The 20,032-nt window shown below is 71.6% G+C and carries 17 protein-coding genes; 7 read left to right on the forward strand and 10 right to left on the reverse strand.

Annotation, left to right across the window (positions count from 1 at the left end; all coding sequences use genetic code 11):
• Window positions 1–96 precede the first annotated feature (96 nt).
• The 4 genes from LOK46_RS15600 to LOK46_RS15615 are packed head-to-tail and all read left to right on the forward strand — an operon-like array spanning window position 97 to window position 4,143.
• Entirely contained in the window at window positions 97–534 is a 438-nt protein-coding gene (locus LOK46_RS15600) for a GlcG/HbpS family heme-binding protein (RefSeq protein ID WP_273558557.1), read from the forward strand.
• 2 nt (window positions 535–536) lie between these two features.
• Window positions 537–2,123, forward strand: a complete 1,587-nt coding sequence (locus tag LOK46_RS15605) for a peptide ABC transporter substrate-binding protein (protein ID WP_273558559.1) — start codon at window positions 537–539, stop codon at window positions 2,121–2,123.
• On the forward strand, window positions 2,120–3,043 hold the full coding sequence (locus LOK46_RS15610) for an ABC transporter permease (protein ID WP_273558561.1): 924 nt from the start codon (window positions 2,120–2,122) through the stop codon (window positions 3,041–3,043). The genes LOK46_RS15605 and LOK46_RS15610 overlap by 4 nt, the downstream gene beginning before the upstream one ends.
• Window positions 3,040–4,143, forward strand: coding sequence for an ABC transporter permease (locus LOK46_RS15615; RefSeq protein ID WP_273558563.1), 1,104 nt, complete (start codon window positions 3,040–3,042; stop codon window positions 4,141–4,143). The genes LOK46_RS15610 and LOK46_RS15615 overlap by 4 nt, the downstream gene beginning before the upstream one ends.
• Window positions 4,144–4,168: 25 nt before the next feature.
• Here the strand turns inward: LOK46_RS15615 and LOK46_RS15620 are convergent, their stop codons facing one another.
• The 6 genes from LOK46_RS15620 to LOK46_RS15645 form a co-directional block, all read right to left on the reverse strand.
• Window positions 4,169–5,125, reverse strand: coding sequence for a D-2-hydroxyacid dehydrogenase family protein (locus tag LOK46_RS15620; protein WP_273558565.1), 957 nt, complete (start codon window positions 5,123–5,125; stop codon window positions 4,169–4,171).
• Window positions 5,126–5,194: 69 nt separating this feature from the next.
• Window positions 5,195–6,823: a dihydroxyacetone kinase subunit DhaK gene (locus LOK46_RS15625; RefSeq protein WP_273558567.1), complete on the reverse strand. Its 1,629-nt coding sequence runs from the start codon at window positions 6,821–6,823 to the stop codon at window positions 5,195–5,197.
• A gap of 133 nt (window positions 6,824–6,956) precedes the next feature.
• Window positions 6,957–7,895: a carbohydrate ABC transporter permease gene (locus LOK46_RS15630; RefSeq protein ID WP_441010550.1), complete on the reverse strand. Its 939-nt coding sequence runs from the start codon at window positions 7,893–7,895 to the stop codon at window positions 6,957–6,959.
• Window positions 7,892–8,848 carry a carbohydrate ABC transporter permease gene (locus LOK46_RS15635; RefSeq protein ID WP_273558569.1) on the reverse strand — a complete coding sequence of 319 codons (957 nt, stop codon included), beginning with the start codon at window positions 8,846–8,848 and terminating at the stop codon, window positions 7,892–7,894. The genes LOK46_RS15630 and LOK46_RS15635 overlap by 4 nt, the downstream gene beginning before the upstream one ends.
• A 23-nt stretch (window positions 8,849–8,871) precedes the next feature.
• Entirely contained in the window at window positions 8,872–10,182 is a 1,311-nt protein-coding gene (locus LOK46_RS15640) for an ABC transporter substrate-binding protein (RefSeq protein WP_273558571.1), read from the reverse strand.
• Between the two features lie 72 nt (window positions 10,183–10,254).
• Window positions 10,255–11,316, reverse strand: coding sequence for an ABC transporter ATP-binding protein (locus LOK46_RS15645; RefSeq protein WP_273558572.1), 1,062 nt, complete (start codon window positions 11,314–11,316; stop codon window positions 10,255–10,257).
• A 278-nt stretch (window positions 11,317–11,594) separates the two neighbouring features.
• Here LOK46_RS15645 and LOK46_RS15650 point away from each other — a divergent pair, with 278 nt between their 5' ends.
• The 3 genes from LOK46_RS15650 to LOK46_RS15660 are packed head-to-tail and all read left to right on the forward strand — an operon-like array spanning window position 11,595 to window position 14,506.
• Window positions 11,595–12,788, forward strand: coding sequence for a fumarylacetoacetate hydrolase family protein (locus tag LOK46_RS15650; protein ID WP_273558573.1), 1,194 nt, complete (start codon window positions 11,595–11,597; stop codon window positions 12,786–12,788).
• Between the two features lie 16 nt (window positions 12,789–12,804).
• Window positions 12,805–14,214, forward strand: coding sequence for an FAD-binding oxidoreductase (locus tag LOK46_RS15655; protein ID WP_273558574.1), 1,410 nt, complete (start codon window positions 12,805–12,807; stop codon window positions 14,212–14,214).
• A 10-nt stretch (window positions 14,215–14,224) separates the two neighbouring features.
• Window positions 14,225–14,506: a DUF167 family protein gene (locus tag LOK46_RS15660; RefSeq protein WP_273558575.1), complete on the forward strand. Its 282-nt coding sequence runs from the start codon at window positions 14,225–14,227 to the stop codon at window positions 14,504–14,506.
• A gap of 121 nt (window positions 14,507–14,627) precedes the next feature.
• Here the strand turns inward: LOK46_RS15660 and LOK46_RS15665 are convergent, their stop codons facing one another.
• The 4 genes from LOK46_RS15665 to LOK46_RS15680 form a co-directional block, all read right to left on the reverse strand.
• Window positions 14,628–15,557 (reverse strand): 3-keto-5-aminohexanoate cleavage protein, encoded by a 930-nt coding sequence (locus LOK46_RS15665; RefSeq protein ID WP_273558576.1) that lies wholly within the window; start codon window positions 15,555–15,557, stop codon window positions 14,628–14,630.
• Window positions 15,558–15,559: 2 nt separating this feature from the next.
• The gene (locus tag LOK46_RS15670) at window positions 15,560–16,483 is read right to left on the reverse strand and encodes a 3-hydroxyacyl-CoA dehydrogenase (protein WP_273558577.1); all 924 of its coding nucleotides are present in this window, start codon (window positions 16,481–16,483) and stop codon (window positions 15,560–15,562) included.
• A 94-nt stretch (window positions 16,484–16,577) separates the two neighbouring features.
• Entirely contained in the window at window positions 16,578–19,136 is a 2,559-nt protein-coding gene (locus LOK46_RS15675) for a branched-chain amino acid ABC transporter ATP-binding protein/permease (protein ID WP_273558578.1), read from the reverse strand.
• Window positions 19,137–19,150: 14 nt separating this feature from the next.
• Window positions 19,151–20,026 carry a branched-chain amino acid ABC transporter permease gene (locus LOK46_RS15680; RefSeq protein ID WP_238195021.1) on the reverse strand — a complete coding sequence of 292 codons (876 nt, stop codon included), beginning with the start codon at window positions 20,024–20,026 and terminating at the stop codon, window positions 19,151–19,153.
• Window positions 20,027–20,032 lie beyond the last annotated feature (6 nt).

The following is a 20,032-nucleotide window of genomic DNA, read 5'->3' on the forward strand; positions in this document are numbered from 1 at the left end:
GATCGAACGCCGCAGCGACGCGCCTCGGTGGACCCGGTGCGCGCCGGTCCGTAAGACTTACGCGGCCGCCCGGAGCGGCGTCCGTGTTGGAATCCGATGATCGACCTGACCCTCGAGGCCGCCCGCACCGTCGTCGACACCGCCCTGCGGGAGGCGCGGGCGCGCACCCTCAAGCCCCTGGCCGTCGTCGTCTACGATGCCCGCGGCGCCCTCAAGGCGGTCGCGGTCGAGGACGGCACGTCCCTGCGCCGGGCCGAGATCGCGAGCGGCAAGGCCAACGGCGCCCTGGCGCTGGGCCTCGGCTCCCGGGCGATCCACGCGCGGGCGGAGCAGCAGCCCTACTTCGTCGCCGCCGTCACCCACCTCGCCGGCCCGGACGCCCTCGTGCCGGTGCCGGGCGGCGTGCTGATCCGCTCCGGCGAGGGGCGCCTCCTCGGCGCGGTCGGCATCTCCGGCGACACCTCCGACAACGACGAGATCTGCGCGGTGGCCGGGATCGAGGCTGCCGGCCTGAAGCCGGACACCGGCGCCTGACCGTGCGCCCGCGGCGGCGCGACTGGCTGGCCGGCGCGATCGCCCTCGCGGCCGTGCGGCCCGCCCGCGCGGCCGACGCGCTCTACCGGCGCGGCAACGACGCAGATCCCGAGACCCTGGACCCGCACCGCTCGTCCACGGTCGCGGAGGCGCACATCCTGCGCGACCTCTGCGACGGGCTGCTCACCTACGACAACCGGGGCGCGATCATCCCGGGCGCGGCGCGCGCCTGGTCGGTCTCCGAGGACGGTGTGAGCCTGCATTTCGACCTGCGCCCCGACGGCCGCTGGTCGAACGGCGAGCCGGTCACCGCGGAAGACTTCGTCTACGCGTTCCGCCGGATGCTCGACCCGGCCACGGCGGCGAAGTACGCCGAGATCCTGTTCCCGATCCGGAGCGCCGCCGCCGTGAACCGCGGCGAGCGGCCGGCCGACGCCCTCGGCGTCGCCGCCGAGGCGCCGCTCCGGCTCGCGATCACCCTGGAACAGCCCACGCCCTACATCCTGGAACTCCTGACCCACCAGACCGCCCTGCCGGTCCACCGGGCCTCGGTCGAGCGCTACGGCGACAGCTTCACGCGGCCGGGCAACCTCGTGACCAACGGGCCCTACCGGCTCGCCGACCGGGTGCCGGGCGGCGCCATCACGCTGGAGGCCAACCCCCACCATCCGGACGCGGCGAGCCTCGCGATCCGGCGCGTCGCCTTCCTGCCGACGCCCGACATCGCCGCGTCGGTGCGCCGCTACGCCGCCGGCGAGATCGACTCGCTCTCCGATTTGCCCGTCGACCAGATCGCCGACCTGCGCCGCCGCTTCGGGCCGCAGGTGGTGCTCGGCCCGTCGCTGGGGCTCGCGGCGCTGGTGGTGAACACCCGTAAGGCGCCGTTCTCGGACCGGCGCGTCCGCCAGGCGCTGTCGCTCGTCATCGACCGCGAGTACCTCGCCGACGGCCTCAACGGCGGCACCATGAGCCCGGCCTACTCCCTGTGCCCGCCCGGCCTCGACCATTACCGGACGCCCCCCGAGACCGAGGGGCGCCTCGGCCTGCCGATCGACCACGAGGCGGAGGCGCGCCGGCTGCTCGCGGAGGCGGGGTTCGGCCCGGACCGGCCGCTCACGGTGGAGTACCGGTTCAACATCAGCGACAACAACCGCACCGTCGCGGTGGCGACCGGCGAGATGTGGCGCGACCTCGGGATCGTGACGCGCTTCGTCTACACGGACGCGAAGACGCATTTCGCCTACCTGCGCGACGGCGGCGACTTCGACGTCGCCCGCTACAGCTGGATCGCCGACTATTCCGATCCGCAGAACTTCCTGTTCCTGCTCCAGAGCGGGAACGACGGCATGAACGCCGGCCACTGGTCGGACGCCGCCTACGACGCCCTGATGGCGCGGGCCGCCACCGAGCGCGACCTGACCCGCCGGGCCGGCCTGCTCTACGACGCGGAGGCGATCGCCCTGCGCGAGCTGCCCTGGATCCCGCTGATGCACTACCGCTCCAAGGCGCTGATCGCGCCGCGGCTGCACGGCTACCACCCGAACCTGCGCAACGCCGCGCCGACCCGCTTCATGAGGCTCGACGCGTGATCCGCTTCATCCTGCGCCGCCTCCTCCAGGCGGTGCCGACGCTGCTCGCCGTGGTGACCGTCAGCTTCTTCCTGATGCGGCTCGCCCCGGGCGGCCCGTTCGACCTGGAGCGGCCGCTGGCGCCCGCCGCCATGGAGAACCTGCGCCGGGTCTACGGCCTCGACCGGCCGCTGATCGCGCAGTTCGGCAGCTACCTCGCGGCGCTGGCACGGGGCGACCTCGGTCCGTCCTTCTCGTTCCGCGACCAGAGCGTCCTCGGCCTGATCGCCCGGGGCCTGCCAATCTCAGCGACGCTCGGCGCCCTCGCTCTCGCGCTGGCCACCGCGCTCGGCGTCGGCCTCGGGATCGCGGCGGCGCTCCGGCGCGGCGGGTTCGTCGACCGGCTCCTCGGCGTCGGGGCCGCCCTCACGCTCTCGCTGCCGAGCTTCGTCGTCGCGCCCCTGCTCCAGATCGCCTTCGGCCTGACCCTGCGCTGGCTGCCGCTCGGCGGCTGGAACGACGGCGCCCCGAGCCATCTGGTCCTGCCGGTGGTGACGCTGGCCCTGCCGCAGGTCGGCGCCCTGGCCCGGCTGACCCGGACCTCGCTCGCCGAGTCCCTGCGGACGCAGCCGATCCGCACCATGCGCAGCCTCGGCCTGCCGCCGGCCCGCGTCACCCGGCACGCCCTGCGGGGGGCGCTGCTGCCGGTGGTCGCCTATCTCGGACCGCTCGCGGCGGCCCTGCTCACCGGCTCGGTGGTGGTCGAGACGATCTTCGGGCTGCCGGGGATCGGCCGGTACTTCGTGGAGGGTGCCCTCAACCGCGACTACACGCTGGTGATGGGCACGGTCCTGCTCGTCGCCGGGCTGGTGATCCTGCTCAACCTCGCCGCCGACCTCGCCTGCGCGTGGCTGGACCCGCGCCTCCGGGTGGCGGCGTGACCGCGACCGCGGCGGCGCCTGGACCGGCCCGGCGCGCTGTCCGCCGGTTCGCGCGGGAGCGCACCGCCGTGGTGGCACTCGCCGTGCTGATCCTGGTCGCCCTCGCCTGCCTGATCGGCCCGGGCCTCACCGGCCACGACCCCGAGCGCGCCTATCCGGACCTGCGCCAGCTCCCGGCCGGCCTCACCGCGCAGCCCGACGCCGCGCGTCTCCAGCCGGCGCTCGAGCGTCTGGCCTTCCGCATGCGCGCGCGGCTCGACGCCGTCGAGCGCGACGGCGACACGTTGCGGCTCACCCTCGGGTCCGACGCGGGCGTTGACCGACGCAGCCTCGTCTACCTGCCGCGCTCGGCCCTGTTCGGAACGCCTGTCGTCCTGGACGAGCGTGACGGCGGTCGCGGCCTCGTCGTGGCGGTGCCGGTCCGGCACCTCCACTTCCCCCTCGGTACTGACATCCAGGGTCGCGACCTGCTGACCCGCTGCCTTGTCGCCGGCCGGATCTCACTGGCGATCGGGCTCGCGGCCAGCCTGGTCGCCCTGCTGATCGGCGTCGCCTACGGGGCGACGGCGGGCTTCGTCGGGGGCGCCGTCGACGCCGTCATGATGCGCGGCGTCGACGTGCTCTACGCCCTGCCCTTCGTATTCTTCGTGATCCTTTTGCTGGTGTTCTTTCGCCCGAGCCTTGTGCTCATGCTGGTGGCGATCGCCGCGGTGGAATGGCTCGACATGGCGCGGGTCGTGCGCGCCGTGACCCTCTCGCTGCGCGAGCGCGACTTCGTCCGCGCCGCGCGGGCGCTCGGTCTCGGGACACCCCGCATCATCCTCCGGCACATCGTGCCGAACACCCTCGGCCCGGTGGCGGTGACCGCCACGCTGCTGGTGCCGCAGGTGATCCTGCTGGAGAGCTTCCTGTCGTTCCTCGGGCTCGGCGTCCAGGAGCCGCAGACCAGCTGGGGTGTCCTGATCGCCGAGGGTGCCCGCTCCATCGAGGCGGCGCCCCACCTGCTCGCGGCCCCGGCCGCCTTCCTGATCGCGACCCTGGTGGCGCTCAACCTCATCGGCGACGGCCTCGCGGACGCGCTGGATCCCCGCGGGGACTGACGCCGCGTCCGCGAGGTCCGCGATCTCAGCCGAGCTGCCGGATCGGCGCGCCGGCGAGCCAGGCCTCGATGTCCTCCACCGCCTGGGTGAAGAACGTCCGGTAGTTGCTGCGCGACACGTAGCCGAGATGCGGCAGCGCCAGCACGTTCGGCAGGCGGCGGAACGGGCTGTCGGCCGGCAGCGGCTCGGTCTCGAACACGTCGAGACCCGCGCCGGCGATCCAGCCCTCCTCCAGCGCCTGGACCAGCGCGGACTGGTCGACGATCGGCGCGCGCGACGTGTTCACCAGAAAGGCGTCGCGGCGCATGCGGCGCAACTCGGCCGCGCCGAGGAGACCGCGGGTCCGGTCGCCCAGCACGAGGTGGATCGTGACGACGTCGCTCGCCTCCAGTAGGGCCTCCTTCGAGGCCGCCCGCTCCACCCCGGCGGCGGCGGCGCGGGCGTCGTCGAGGTTCGGGCTCCAGGCGATCACCCGCATGCCGAAGGCGCGACCGATCTCGGCCACCCGCGTCCCGATCTTCCCGAGGCCGAGAACGCCGAGCGTCGCGCCCGCGAGGTCGGTGCCGATCGTGCTCTGCCAAGGGCCGCCCGCGCGCAGGGTCAGGCTCTCCGGGGCGACGTGACGGGCCAGCCCTAGGATCAACGCCCAGGTCAGCTCCGTCGGCGGCGTCGGGCTCGAATCGGTGCCGCAGACGACGACGTCGCGCGCCCGGGCCGCCGCGAGGTCGATGGCGAGGTTGCGCATGCCGCTTGTGACGAGCAGCTCGAGCCTGGGCAAGCGGTCGAGCAGCGTTGCCGGGAACGGCGTCCGCTCCCGCATGATCACGAGGATCTCGGCCTGCGCGATCCGCGCCACGAGGTCGTCGGGGTTCGGGATGTGCTTCGCGATCGCGGAGACGGCGACGTGGTCGGAGAGGCGCGCCCAGTCCGCGAGCGCGAGGGCCGCCTGCTGGTAATCGTCGAGGATCAGGCAGGTGCGCATGGGGATGGGGTAGGCCTCGCTGAGCGGAGCGTCAACGGACGCCGCGGGACGACGCGCGGCGTCCGGCTCCTACGCCCCGGCCAGAGCCGTGAAGGCCGCAGCGACGCCGGCGGCGCCGGGATCCTGGACGCCGGCGAGGTCACCGGCCGCCAGGTAGCTGGAGCGGCCCGCGCCGGCGCGATCCATGCCGGCCGTGGCCTCGGCACCGGTCCGGGCGGCGACCGCGGCGGCGGCGAGGTCGCCGCCCTTCAAGGCGGCGACGGCGGGGATCAGGGCGTCGAGCAGGGTGCGGTCGCCGGCCCGGGCGCCGCCGTAGCCCTGCACGCGCGCCACGCCCTCCCCGAGGGCCTCGGGCCAGGCGGCGCCGTCGGCGAGGGCCGAGGCCGTCGCGGCGAAGAAGATCGAGCCGAGCACGCCGCTCGACCCGCCCACCGCGCGCCCGATCCGCTCGGCCAGGGCCCGGCACAGGGCCGCGGGTTCCGCCTGCGGCAGCCGGTCGAGATCGGCCTGGACAGCGCGCGCGGCGCCCGCGAAGGTCGTGCCGGCATCGCCGTCCCCGACCTTGGCATCGAGGCCGTTCAGGGCATCCTCGGCCCCGATGAGGGCCTCGGCGACGGCCCGGATCCGGGCGGCGGTGACGGCGTCGTGCGACGGGGTGAAAGCCTCGCCCGCGAGCCCATCGGGCATCGGCCGCAGGATCGGCGGCGCGACCCGGACGGCCGCGGGCCAGGCCGGGACCGACACGGGCTCCGACAGGGCGCGCTCCAGCGCGTCGTCGAGCGGCAGGACCGACAGCGAGGCGCCGTGCATGTCGAGCGCCGTCATCAGCGGCGCGGGACCGAGCAGCAGGCGCACGCGCCGCCCCAGGTCGGTGGCGAGCACGGCCCTGGTGAGGACCTGCATCTCCAGGGCGGAGGCGGAGCCGAGATTGTTCACGAGCAGCGCCAGCCCGGTCTCGCCCGGGACGGCCCGCGCGAGACGCTCGGCCATCATGCGGGCGAGGTCGCTGGCCGTCGGCAGGGTGATGCGCTCCGCGCCGGGCTCGCCGTGGATGCCGAGTCCGAGCTCGGCCTGTCCCTCCGCCAGCCGCTCGCTGCGCGGCGAGCCGGGGATCGTGCAGGTCGAGACCGCGATGCCGAGCGACTTCGCCGCCTCGGCCGCCCGGCGGGCGAGCGCCGCCACGGTCTCCAGCGGTTCCCCGGCCTCCGCGGCGTGGCCCGCCACCTTGTGGACGAACAGCGTTCCGGCGACGCCGCGGGGCTGCTTGGCGTCCGGAAGGGCGATGTCGTCCGAGACGATCACGGTCTCGACCCTGTGGCCCAGTGCCCGGGCGCGCTCGGCGGCGAGACCGAAATTCAACCGGTCGCCCGCGTAGTTCTTGATGACGAGCAGGCACCCCGCCGGCCCCGTCACCGCCAGGATCCCGGCCAGCACCGCGTCGACGCTCGGCGAGGCGAAGACGTCGCCGCAGACAGCGGCGCTCAGCAGGCCCGACCCGACGAAGCCGGCATGGGCCGGCTCGTGCCCGGAGCCGCCGCCGGAGACGACCGCGACCTTCGCGGGATCCGGAGTCGCGCGGAGGACGACGCGGATGTCCGGGTCGCCGTCGAGCCGCGCCAGACGCCCGCCGCTCGCGGCGACGAGGCCGTCGACGGCGTCGTTGACCAGGGTGGAGCGGGCGTCGATGAAGTGGGCCATGGCGTGACCTTCGATGGGGCCAGTCCGCGATTCCGCGCCGGCGGATCCGCGCGCATTCTCCGCGCAATCCGGCCGCACACGCAACGGCTCCGCCGCGGCGCCCGCGTTGACGGCCTGAGCGGACCGGCCGCCGTCACTCCTTGACGGCGCCGGTGAGCGCGGAGACGTAGTACTCGACGAAGAACGAGTACAGGATCACCAGCGGCAGCGAGCCCAGCAGCGCGCCGGCCATCAGCGAGCCCCACTTGTAGACGTCGCCGTCCACGAACTCGCTCACCACGGCGATGGGCACCGTCTTGTTCTGCGTCGACGACAGGAAGGTCAGCGCGTAGATGAACTCGTTCCAGCACAGCGTCAGCGAGAAGATCCCCGCGGAGATCAGCCCCGGGAAGGCGAGCGGCAGGATGATCTTGGTGAGGATCTGCCACCGGCTGGCGCCGTCCATCAGCGCGCATTCCTCCAGCTCGTAGGGGATGGTCTTGAAGTAGCCCATCAGGAGCCACGTCGAGAACGGGATCAGGATCGTCGGATAGGCGAGGATGAGGGCGATCGGCGAGTCGAACAGGCCGTAGGCCTGGATGATCGTGGCGAGCGGGATGAACAGGATCGAGGGCGGCACGAGGTAGGCGAGGAAGATCGCCGCCCCGACCCAGCCGGCGCCGCGGTAGCGCACGCGGACGCAGGCATAGGCGGCGAGCACGCTCGCGAACAGCGACAGCACCGTCGCCGCCACCGACACGTACATCGTGTTCCAGAGCCAGCGCGGGTACTGCGTCTCGAAGAGCAGTTTGTTGATGTGCTTGAGTGTCGGATCCACGACCCAGAACGGGTTGAACCGCTCCATGTCGATCAACTGCTCGTCCGGTTTGATGGCCGTGAGCGCCATCCAGTAGAACGGGAACAGCAGCACGGCGAGGATGAGGAGGAGCGGCAGGTAGGTCGTCACGAGCCGCCGGGGCAGGCGCTCGAGATAGGCCATCCCCTCCGAGTTGTCGGTGAGCCCGGCCGGCTGGGCCGCGATCACCGGGGCAAGGCGCGGGTCGGCGTGTGCCGGCGGTGCGGGCGCGCTCATCGGTCGTTCCCCCCGGATTGCCAGGCCCTGCGCTGCAGGCCGAACCACGAGATGCCGATGGCCGCGAGCAGGAACGGCACCATGGCGGTGGCGATGGCCGCGCCCTCGCCGAGCGTCCCCGAGAGGATGCCCCGCTGGTACGACAGGGTGGCCATCAGGTGCGTGGCGTTCACCGGGCCGCCGCGCGTCATGGCCCAGATCAGCTGGAAGTCGGTGAAGGTGAACAGCACGGAGAACGTCATCACCACCGCGATGATCGGGGTCAGAAGCGGCAGGGTGATCCGCGAGAAGATCTGCCAGTTCGAGGCGCCGTCCAGCGTCGCGGCCTCGTACAGCGAGGGCGAGACCGTCTGGAGCCCGGCGAGCAGCGTGATCGCGATGAACGGCACGCCCCGCCAGATGTTGGCGAAGATCACGCAGGCCCGGGCCATGGCCGGCTCGCCGAGGAAGTCGATGTTGCCGTTGATCACCCCGAGATGGCGCAGCGACCAGGAGATGATCGAGAACTGGCTGTCGAAGATCCACCAGAAGGCGATGGCCGACAGCACGGTCGGGACCACGAACGGGATCAGCACGATCGACCGGATGATCGACTTGAACGGCATGTTCTTGTTGAGCAGCAACGCGAGGTAGAGACCGACCCCGAACTTCACCACGGACGCCACCGCCGTGTAGAGGCAGGTGTTGAACACCGAGAGCCAGAAGACGTCGTCGTCCCAGAGCCACTCGTAGTTCTCGAGACCGACGAAGACGCCCTCGCGGCCGATCCGCGCGTTGGTGAAGGACAGCCAGATGCCCTTCAGGAGCGGGTAGGCCAGGAACAGGCCGAGGATCAGCGCCGTCGGCAGCATGAACCAGAACCCCGCCCAGCCCCGGCTCGCGCGCACGCGCTGCCAGGCCGAGCGGGTCGGGATTGCGGCCGGGGCGGGCTGCGTCAGGGCCGTGTGCGCCATGGTCTCGCCTCCGGCGGGTGCGGTCAGGTGTTCCGGAAGATGCGGGTCGCGGCGCGCTCGGCGTTCTTGATGGCGCCCTTCACGTCCTCGCGGCCGGTGCAGTGGCTGGCGAACATGTCGACGATCACGAAGTCGGCCAGCACGGCGGCGATCCGCTCGCTCACCGGCGCGAGGCCGCCCGCCGCCAGGGAGCGCCGTCCCGCCTCGGCGAAGACCGCGTTCTTCGGGTCGCTCGTCCAGATCGGGTTCTTCGGATAGTTCGACAGGGGCTCGCAGAGGTAGCCCTGCGCCGCCTCCAGCCAGGGATTGTAGTTCGCCGCCTCCATCATGAAGGCGATGAAGGCTTTACAGGCGTTCGGCGCCTTCGAGTACTTGAAGGCCAGGATCGGGAAGGCGAGCTGGAACTCGGTGGGCTTGCCGACCGGGCCGATCGGCCAGACCGCGTGGTCCATGTCCTCGGCGAGCTTCGGGTTGTCCTTCTTGGCCGCTGCGTAGATCGAGATGCCGTTGTTGGTCAGGTACAGGTCGCCGGCCAGGAACGCCTTGTTGTTCGACGAGTCGTTCCACGACACCGTGCCGGGCACGAAGGTCTCGTACAGAGACTTGACGTACTCGAGCGCCTTGGCGGTCTCGGGCGAGTTGATGACGATCTTCTCGTTGGCGTCCACGAGGTTGCCGCCGTGGGACCAGAGCGCCCAGTGGCACCACGTGTTGCCGTCGCCGGTGGCGTGGCCGAGGGCGAAACCTGCGGGCGTGTTGTTCTTCTTCAGGCCGCGGCAGAGTTCGAGGAAACCCGCGGTGTCGGTCGGGAACTTGTCGAACCCGGCCTTCTTCATCGCCGAGATGCGGTAGTTCGGATAGCCGCCGTTGAACGCCACGGGGATCGCGATCCACTTGCCCTTGACCTTGCCGTAGGCCTCGGCTGACGGGAACCAGGGGCCGTACTTCTTGCCGAGGGAGTCCGCCACGTCCTCGAGCGGCAGGCACTTGTCGGGGAAGAGCGCCGGGAACGAGAACAGGCCCCATACCATGTCGGGCCCTTGGCCCGTATTGGCGGCGACGGACGCCTTGGGCTGGATGTCGTCGAAGGACTCGTTGGTCACCGTGACCTTGACGCCCGTCGCCTTGGTGAAGGCGTCGACCAGCCTCATGAAGGCCTCGTCCTCGGCCGGCACGAAGCGCTTCCAGCGCAGGAGCGACAGGCTCGCCCCCGGCTCGGGCTTCCACTCCGCGCTCTGCGCCCAGGCCTTGGCGAAGCCGAGGAGGTCGCTGCCGGCGGCGAGGCCGGTCGCGGCGGCGCCCGCGAGGAGGGACCGGCGATCGAGAACGGACATCGTTTCTTCTCCCTCGGTGATCCTGATTCTGAGGGCGCCGCGCGCCCCACCCCGCGCCGGATCCGACGCGGGTCAGTTCGGCAGGCGACGGCCGGTCCCGGCGTCGAAGAAGTGCACGCGGTTCGGCCGCAGGGCGACGGTCTCGCCGGGCCGCTCGCGCACGCGCTCGCGCAGCACGCAGGTGAGATCCTGGCCGCCGGCCCGGACCGCCAGCATCGTCTCGGAGCCGGTCGGCTCCACGACGACGACCTCCGCGGTGATCCCGTCGGGCGCGAGGTCGAAATGCTCGGGCCGGACGCCCAGAATGAGCGGGCGCCCCTCGACGCCGGAGGGCGCGTCGGCCAGCGGGATCGTCATGCCGGTCTCGGTGACGAAGCTGAGCCGCCCGTTCGCCCGGACCTGGCCGGGCACGAAGTTCATGGCCGGCGAGCCGATGAAGCCCGCGACGAACAGGTTGTCGGGCCGGTCGTAGAGTTCGAGGGGCGGCCCGATCTGCTCCACGACCCCGTCGTGCATCACCACGATCCGGTCGGCCATGGTCATGGCCTCGATCTGGTCGTGGGTAACGTAGATGGTCGTCGTCTTCAGGCGCTGGTGCAGCTCCTTGATCTCGGTGCGCATCGCCACGCGCAGCTTGGCGTCGAGGTTGGAGAGCGGCTCGTCGAACAGGAACACCTGCGGGTCCCGCACGATCGCCCGGCCCATGGCGACGCGCTGGCGCTGGCCGCCCGAGAGCTGGCGCGGGTAGCGGTCCAGCAACTGGCTCAGTCCGAGGATCTGCGCGGCCTTGTTGACCCGGAGATCGATCTCCGAGGCGGGCGCCTTCCGGATCCGCATCGAGAACGCCATGTTCTCGCGGACCGTGAGATGTGGATAGAGGGCGTAGTTCTGGAACACCATGGCGATGTCCCGCTCCTTAGGCGGCACATCGTTCACCACGCGCTCGCCGATGCGGATCTCGCCGCCGGAGATGTTTTCGAGCCCGGCGATCATCCGCAGGAGCGTTGATTTCCCGCAGCCCGACGGGCCGACCAGGATCACGAATTCACCGTCCCGGATATCCACCGACACGCCGTGCAGGACATTCGTCGATCCGAAAGCCTTGCGAACCTCGCGGATTCCCACCGAGGCCATGCTTCCTCCCGATCAAGGCCGCTCTATCGGCGGCTCTAAGTCAGCAGTACAAAGGAGAGGCCGGGGGAAAGCAAGCGGGGGTCCCGGCAAAGCTACAGATAAACTTGGATCTGTCAGGCGGACCCGCCCGGCGCCCGTGACGAGCGGGGCCCTGTGAAACTTTCGGCGGGATGACGGACCTCCCGGGATGCTATGGGATCGCGCGCCGGCCGCGGTGCCGGAACCGGGCCCGTCGCGCGCGGACATCTCAGGGGCCGACATCCAGGGGACGTGAGCACATGTCGTTATCGGGCCTGACCGCGCGGGAGATCCTGCCCGCCGACGGATGCCGGGGCACCCTCGCGGGCCGGGTGTGGCGGCCGGACGTGGCTGGTCCCAGCGTCGTGGCGATCCGCGCCGACGCGGGCGGCGCGGCCCGAATCGTCGACGTCACCGCCGCCTTCCCCACGGTGAGCGACCTGTGCGAGGCCCGGGATCCCGCTGCCGCCCTGCGCGGTGCCGAGGGCGAGGACCTCGGCAGCCTCGACGCGATCCTGGCCAACACCGCGCCCGACGGGCGCGACGTCAACCGGCCGTGGCTCCTGGCGCCGGTCGACCTGCAGGCCCTGAAGGCCGCGGGCGTGACCTTCGCCACGTCCATGCTGGAGCGGGTGATCGAGGAGCGCGCCCGGGGCGATCTCGCCGCCGCGGCGGCGATCCGCGCCGAGGTCGAGCGCTTGGTTGGCCGCGACCTGCGCCGGCTCAAGCCCGGCTCGCCCGAGGCCATGGCCCTCAAGGAGGTGCTGGTCGCGCAGGGCGCCTGGAGCCAGTACCTGGAGGTCGGAATCGGCCCGGACGCCGAGATCTTCACCAAGGCGCAGCCGCTCTCGGCCGTGGGCTGCGGCGCGGATGCGGGCCTGCACCCGGACTCGCACTGGAACAACCCGGAGCCCGAGGTGGCGCTGGCGGTCACCTCCGATCAACGGATCGTCGGCGCGACGCTCGCCAACGACGTGAACCTGCGCGACTTCGAGGGCCGGTCGGCGCTGCTCCTCGGGAAGGCCAAGGACAACAACGCCTCCTGCGCCCTCGGGCCGTTCCTGCGGCTGTTCGACGACTCGTTCGGGCTCGACGACGTGCGCCGCACCACCGTCACCCTGGAGGTCGTCGGCACGGACGGGTTCCGGCTGGAGGGAACCTCGCCGCTGTCCGAGATCAGTCGCGACCCGGAGGAGCTGGCCGAGGCGCTGATGGGGCGGACGCACAATTACCCGGACGGCGCCCTCCTCCTCCTCGGCACGATGTTCGCGCCGATCCAGGACCGGCACGGGCCGGGCCTCGGCTTCACCCACGCCGAGGGCGACCGGGTCGCGGTGGCGAGCCCGGAACTCGGCAGCCTGGTCAACCGCATGCGCCCCTGCGACGCCTGCGAGCCCTGGACGTTCGGCGCCCGCGCGCTGATGCGCAATCTCGCCGCCCGCGGGCTTCTGTGACAGAGCGTCGGCCGCCGTGCCGCCCCAGACCAAGCCCGAGCCCGCCGAGATGATGCCGATGACCGACGCCCGCCTCCTCGACCGCCTCGCCGCGATCGTCGGATCGTCCGGCCTCGTCACCGGCGACGAGCTGCGCGGACGCTCGGCCAACTGGACGCGGCCGGCCGAGCCCTGCGCGGCCCTCGCGCTGGTCCGTCCGCGCGACACCGCCGAGACCAGCGCGGTCCTGGCGGTCTGCCACGCGGCGGGCGTTTCCGTGGTGCCGCGGGGCGGCGCCACCGGACTCGTCGACGGCACGCTCTGCGCCCCCGACGAGATCACGCTCTCGACCGAGCGCATGACCGGGATCGAGCCGGTTGACCCATTGGGCATGACGGTGGTGGTCGGCACCGGCGCCACCATCGAGAGCGTGCAGGATGCCGCCGCGTCGAGCGGCCTGTTCTTCCCCCTCGACCTCGGCGCCCGCGGCTCGGCGACGATCGGCGGCGCGATCTCCACCAATGCCGGCGGCCTGCGGGTGCTGCGCTACGGCATGATGCGCGAGATGGTGCTGGGCCTGGAAGCGGTGCTCGCCGACGGCACGGTGGTGTCGTCCATGCGCCCGCTGATCAAGAACAACACTGGCCTCGACCTGAAGCAGCTCTTCGTCGGCACCGAGGGCACGATGGGCATCGTCACGCGGGCGGTGCTGCGGCTGCGCCCGGAACCGGCGGGCTACGCGACCGCGCTGATCGCCTGTCCGGGCGTGGACGACGGGGCTCGGGTACTGCGGGCGGCCCAGAGCGCCTTTCAGGGGCGCGTCTCCTCCTTCGAGGGGCTGTGGCCCGACTTCTACCGGCTGATGACGGCGCCGGGGCGCGCGACGCCGCCGCTTGGCCACGATTACCCGTTCTACGCGATCATCGAGGTCGAGTGCGTCTCCGAGGAGTCCGACCGCTTCCTCGGCCTGCTCGAAGGCCTGATGGGCGAGGGCACGATCCTCGACGCGGCGATCGCCTCCTCGGAGGAGCAGCGCCGGGGCATGTGGCGCATCCGCGACCGCGTGGAGCACCTCAACGCCGACGGGATCGAGCGCGCCTTCGATGTCAGTGTGCCCCTGGCTAAGATGGACGGCTACGTCCGCGGGGCGCTCGACCGGCTGGCCGCGATCCCGGGCTGCCGGGCCGTGGTCTACGGGCATATCGGCGACAACAACCTGCACTGGAACACGACCCGCCTCGACGCCGCTGGCAACGCGGCCATCGATGCGGCGATCTACGAGCCCCTGGCGGCGCTGAACGGATCCGTCTCGGCGGAACACGGGATCGGCCTCGAGAAGCGGGCCAAGCTGAAGCTGTCGCGCTCTCCCGAGGAGATCGCGGTCATGCGGCTGGTCAAGCGGGCGCTCGACCCGGATAACCGCCTGAACCCCGGCAAGATCTTCTGAGATTCCTGCGGTGGCGATCCGGCTGGCGGTGCGCCTCACGCCGCGCGGCGGCCGCGACGCCGCGGAGGGTTGGGCCCGCGACGCGAAGGGCCAATCCTACCTGAAGGCCCGGGTCACGGCCCCGCCGGTGGACGGGGCCGCGAACGCGGCGCTCGTGGTCGTGATCGCCAAGGCGCTGAAGGTCAGCCGCGGATCGGTCCGCATCGTCACCGGCGACCAGAGCCGTCTGAAGATCCTGGAGATCGACGGCGTCGCGCAGGCGGATCTGGACCGGGTGTTCGGACCGCCCTGATCAATTCCCGACGTCTTCGCGAGCGCAGCGAAGCAATCCAGCCGCGCCACGCTCACCATCGTCCCGCTGCCCTGGATTGCTTCGCTCCGCTCGCAGAGACGGAACGGTCACGCGGACGCCCTCAGAACGCGACCTTGTCGCCGCCCTTCAGCGCCAGGATCTCGCGCGCCTCATCGGGTGAAGCGACGGCAAGGCCCAGTCCCTCGATGATCGAGCGGACGCGGCGGACCTGCGCGGCGTTGGTCTCGGCGAGCTTGCCCGGCCCGTCCCAGAGGCTGTCCTCCAGACCGACCCGGACGTTGCCGCCCATCGCGGCCGCCATGGCGGCGATGTTCATCTGGTTGCGGCCCGCCCCCAGCACCGACCAGCGGTACTGATCACCGAACAGCCGGTCCGCGGTGCGCTTCATGTGCATCACGTCGTCCGGATGCGCGCCGATGCCGCCCTGGAGACCGAACACCGTCTGGATGAACAGCGGCGCCTGCACGAGGCCGCGGTCGAAGAAGTATTTGAGATTGTAGAGATGCGCGGTGTCGTAGCACTCGAACTCGAACTTCGTCCCGTTCGGTCCGCAGGTCGTCAGGATATGCTCGATCTGACCGAACGTGTTGCGAAAGATGATGTCCTTGTTGCCGAGATAGTCCCGCTCCCACTGATGCTTCAGGTCCTTGAAGCGGTCGAGCATGCCGAACAGGCCGAAATTCATCGAGCCGAGATTCAGCGAGGCGACTTCAGGCTGGAAGGTCGCGGCCGGACGGACGCGCTCCTCGATCGACATGGTCGGCGCGCCGCCGGTGGTGATGTTCACCACGCAGTTCGAGCGCTGCTTGATCACCGGCAGGAACTTGGCGAAAGCCTCGGGCGTCTGGTCGGGCTGGCCGTTCTCCGGGTTGCGGGCGTGCAGGTGCACGATGGCCGCGCCCGCCTCGGCGGCGCCGATGGCGGCGTCGGCGATCTCCTCGGGCGTCACCGGCAGGTGCGGCGACATGCTGGGCGTATGGATCGCGCCCGTCACCGCGCAGGTAATGATGACTTTCCGCTGTGAGGCCATGCTCAGTCCTTCTGTGAAGCCTTGTGGGCCCGGAGGGCCGCGAGCCGCGCGTCGCGGCGGTTCATGCGGGCGGGGAGGTCGGCGGGCGCCTGCCAGTTCGCCAGGATCGCCTCGGTGGCCGGCGCCTCGTAAACGCTCGGCGGTGCCGGATCGGCGGCGAGGTTCTTGTAGAAGCCGGTATAGCGCGCGCAGTAATCGGCGATACCGCCGGGTGCGTTCAGCTCGATGGTCTCGAACGGTCCCATGAAGCTCCAGCGCAGGCCCAACCCGTCCGAGACGGTCTTATCGAGATCCTGCGGGGTCACGTAGCCCTCCGAGGCGAGGCGGAACGCTTCCGCCAGGAGAGCGCCCTGGAGTCGATTGAGGATGAAGCCCTCGATCTCCTTCAGCACGGTGATCGGCACCTGGCCGATCGCTTCGTACGTGATCCGGGCGCGGTCCAGCACCGCGGCGTCCGTCCACGGCGCACCGGAAATCTCGACCAGCGGGATCAGGTGCGGCGGGTTGACCGGATGGCCGATCAGGCAGCGCGAACGGCCGGGCAGGCCCTCGGTGAACAGCGAGCAGCGGATCGCCGACGACGAGGAGGCGATCACCGCGTCCGGCGGCGCCAGAGCGTCGAGCTCGGCGAACAGGCTCTGCTTCACGTCGAGTCGCTCCGGGCCGTTCTCCTGCACGAACGCGACCCCGTCGAGGGCGTCGGCGAGGTTCCCGGCGGCGCGGATGCGGCGCGCGGCACCTTCCGGGTCGGGGCAGAGGCCGTTGGCCGCGAGGGTCCGCAGGCCCTCGGCGCAGAGCGGCACCGCGGCCTCGGCGACGCCTGCGGCGGCATCGAACAGGCGCACGCCCCACCCGGCGCGGGCGAAGATCATCGCCCAGGCCCGGCCGATCAGGCCGGCGCCGACGATCGCGACGGACTCGGTCATGGCTGGATCCTCATGTGCTGACCGGACGATCCGATTTTCGTCCTCTTCCTGAGGTGGGCCGGTCGAACGCGCCGGGTGCGACGGGGATACCCGGTCACAGCCACAGCACCTTCCGCCGCAACTCCTGATCCTCGCGCAGCAGGCGCGATTCACCGGTCCACTGCACGCTGCCGCGCTCAAGCGCGACGGTGCGGTCTGAGAGCGCGAGGGCGAGGTCGAGGTGATGGTCCACCAGGATGATCGCGATCTCGCGGCGCAGGCGGTCGAAGGCCTCGAACAGCTCCTCGGTCACGGCCGGCGACAGGCCCTCGAAGGGCTCGTCGAGGAGGAGGAGCCGCGTGTCCCCCGAGAGCGCGCGGGCCACAGCCACCATCTGCTGCTCGCCCCCGGACAGGCGCGCGGCGTCCACGGTCCAGCGCTCCTTCAGCCGGGGGAAGAACTCCAGCACCCTGTCCTCGTCCCAGTGGATCCCGGCGCCGGTGAGCCGCCGAAGCCGACCGAGGCCGAGATTCTCGGCGACGCTCATCCCGGCGAACAGCGCCCGGCCCTGCGGCACGTAGCCGATGCCGAGCCGGGCGATCCGGTCCGGCGACAGGCCGGCGATGTCCTTGCCGCCGAGCACGATGCGGCCGGCGGCCGGCGGCGCGGTGCCGATCAGCGTCTTGAGCAGCGTCGACTTGCCGGCGCCGTTTCGGCCGAGCAGGGCCACGACCTCGCCCCGGCGCACCGCGAGGTTCACGCCGTTGAGGATGTGCGACTTGCCATAGAAGGTGTCGACGCCCTCCATGGCCAGCAGCGTCTCGGCCTCGGCCGCGCTGGCGCGCGGCTTCGCGGCGATCGCGGCCGTGCCCGAGCCGAGATAGACGGCCTGCACGCGCGCGTCGTCGCGCGCATCCGCCACCGAGCCGTCGACCAGCACGGCGCCGTCGGCCATCACGGTGACGCGGTCGGCGAGGCGGAACACGCGGTCGATGTCGTGCTCGACCAGCAGCACCGGGATGTCGGCCGAGAGCGCCTTGATCAGGTCGCCGACCCGCTCGCGCTCGGCCGCCGCGAGCCCGGCGAGCGGCTCGTCGAGGAGCAGGACTCGGGGCCGCGTGGCCAGTGCCAGACCCATGTCGAGCAGGCGCTGGCCGCCGTAGGACAGGCTGCCGGCCTCCGCCCGCTCGATGCCGGACAGGCCGGTCCAGCGCAGCAGCTCGGCCGTGTCGTCGGCGATCTCGCGGATCGCCAGCGCGTCCCGCCAGGGGCTGAAATGCGCCTTGTGCCGCGCCTGGACGGCGAGGCGGACGTTCTCCTCTACCGAAAGGCCGGGGAACAGGTTGGTGATCTGGAACGAGCGGCCGAGACCGGCCCGGGTGATCGCGTGCGGCTCCAGCCCGGCGATCTCGTGGCCGTCGAGGCGGATGCTGCCCGCGCTCGGCCTGAACATGCCGGAGAGCAGGTTGAAGGCCGTGGTCTTGCCGGCGCCGTTCGGGCCGATCAGGGCGTGGAGCGTCCGGTCGGCCACCGCGAACGACACGCCGCGCACCGCCGCGACGGGGCCGAAGTGCTTCTTGATGTCGTCGGCGACCAGCACCGGCCCGTCGGTGCGGCCCTCCGCGATGAACCGGGCCGGGACGCGGCCCGAGGCGCCGGCGCGGCGGGCCGACATGGCCGCGCCCTCGGCAGGCACGCGCCGGAACGGCTTCAGGAGCCGCGCCGCGATGCCGACGAGCCCGTCCGGCGAGAACACGATGAAGGCGACGAACAGCAGGCCGAAATACAGCAGCCAGTCGGCCGTGTAGATCGACAGGAACTCGCGGAACAGGATGTAGAACAGGGCGCCGAGCGCCGGCCCGAGGAACGAGCGCATCCCGCCGATCACCACCATGGCGAGCAGCTCGCCCGAGAAGGCGATGGAGATCGGGTCGGCCGAGGTGAAGCGGTGGCTGTAGGCCGAGAGCGCCCCGGCGAGGCCGGTGATCGTTGCCGAGATCACGAAGGCCGCGAGCTTGTAGCGGTTGGTGGCGTAGCCGAGAAAGCCGGCGCGCTGCTCGTTCTCGCGGATCGCCACCAGGACGGACCCCATCGGCGAGCGGCGGAAGCGCCAGAGCCCGAACAGCACCACGAAGGCGATGCCAGAGACGGCAGCGTAGTAGGCGCCGGGCTCCTGCAGCGCCGCCCAGCGGTGCAGGTTGCCGATGCCGTTCTCGCCGCCGGTGAGGTCCGTCCAGCGGAACGCGATGGCGTAGAGCATCGCCGTGAAGGCGAGCGTCAGGAGCGAGAAGTAGACCCCGCGCCGCCGCAGGATCAGGCCGCCGGCCACGAGGGCGGCCAGCCCGGTGATCGCCAGCGCCCCCAGCAGCGGCAGCGCCATGTCGCCGGGGAACAGCCGGGTCTGGAGGATCGCCACCGCGTAGGCGCCGATCCCGAACCAGGCCCCGTGCCCGAACGAGGTCAGCCCGGTCCAGCCGACCAGGATGTTGAGGCCCAGCACCGCGAGGGCGAAGATCACCACGTCGGTGGCGGTGATCAGGGTCAGGCCGATCGCGTCGAGGGCGAAGGGCAGGACGATCAAGGCGGCGAGTGCCGCCCAGAGCTGGCGGCTCTCGCGCAGGATCAGGCCGCGCTGCGGCAGGGCGAGCGGCAGCGGCTCGGCGGTTCCGGACATGGGACGCTCTCCGCTCACTCGAACCGGGCGATGTGCTCGCCGAACAGGCCGCGCGGGCGCAGCAGCAGGACCAGCACCATGAGGCCGTAGACGGCGGCCTCGGTGGCCGGCGGGTAGGCGTAGGCGGTGAGGCCCCGGACCACGCCGACGATCAGGGCGGCGAGCACCACCCCCCAGAACGAGCCGAGGCCGCCGATCACCACCACCACGAAGGCGAAGGTCAGGATCTCGGCGCCCATGGCGGGATGGACGCCGGTGACCGGGGCCATCATGGTCCCGGCGAGCGCCGCGAGCCCGACCGCGATGGTCACGACCGCGGTCATGTACGGACGGAGCGAGATGCCCAGCGCCGCGACCATGTCGGGGTTCTGCACGCCCGCCCGGACCACGCGCCCGAAGCTGGTGCGGGTCAGGAGCAGCCACAGGCCGGCGACGCAGGCGAGCGCCACGACGAGGATCGAGAGCCGGTAGCGCGAGTAGATCAGGTCGCCGATGAAGACCTGCCCGCGCAGCCACAGCGGGATCCCGAACGGCACCGGTGCCGCCCCGAACGCCATCCGCAGGGCCTGCTCGGCCACCATGGCGAGCCCGAAGGTGAGGAGCAGGCCGAGCGTCGGGTCGCCGCGGTAGAAGCGCCGCAGCAGGAAGCGCTCGATCAGCAGGCCGAGCACGCCGACGACCAACGGCGACGCGACCAGGGCGCCGCCGAAGCCGATCGTCGGCGTCAGCAGCACGGTCAGGTAGGCGCCGATGGCGTAGAACGCGCCGTGGGCGAGGTTCACGATCCCGCCGAGGCTGAAGATCAGCGACAGGCCGAGCGCGATCAGCAGGTACTGCACGCCGATCAGCAGGCCGTTGAGCACCTGCTCCAGGATGAAGACGAGCTGCATGGACGC

The organism is Methylobacterium sp. NMS14P (assembly GCF_028583545.1).
Taxonomy (GTDB): domain Bacteria; phylum Pseudomonadota; class Alphaproteobacteria; order Rhizobiales; family Beijerinckiaceae; genus Methylobacterium.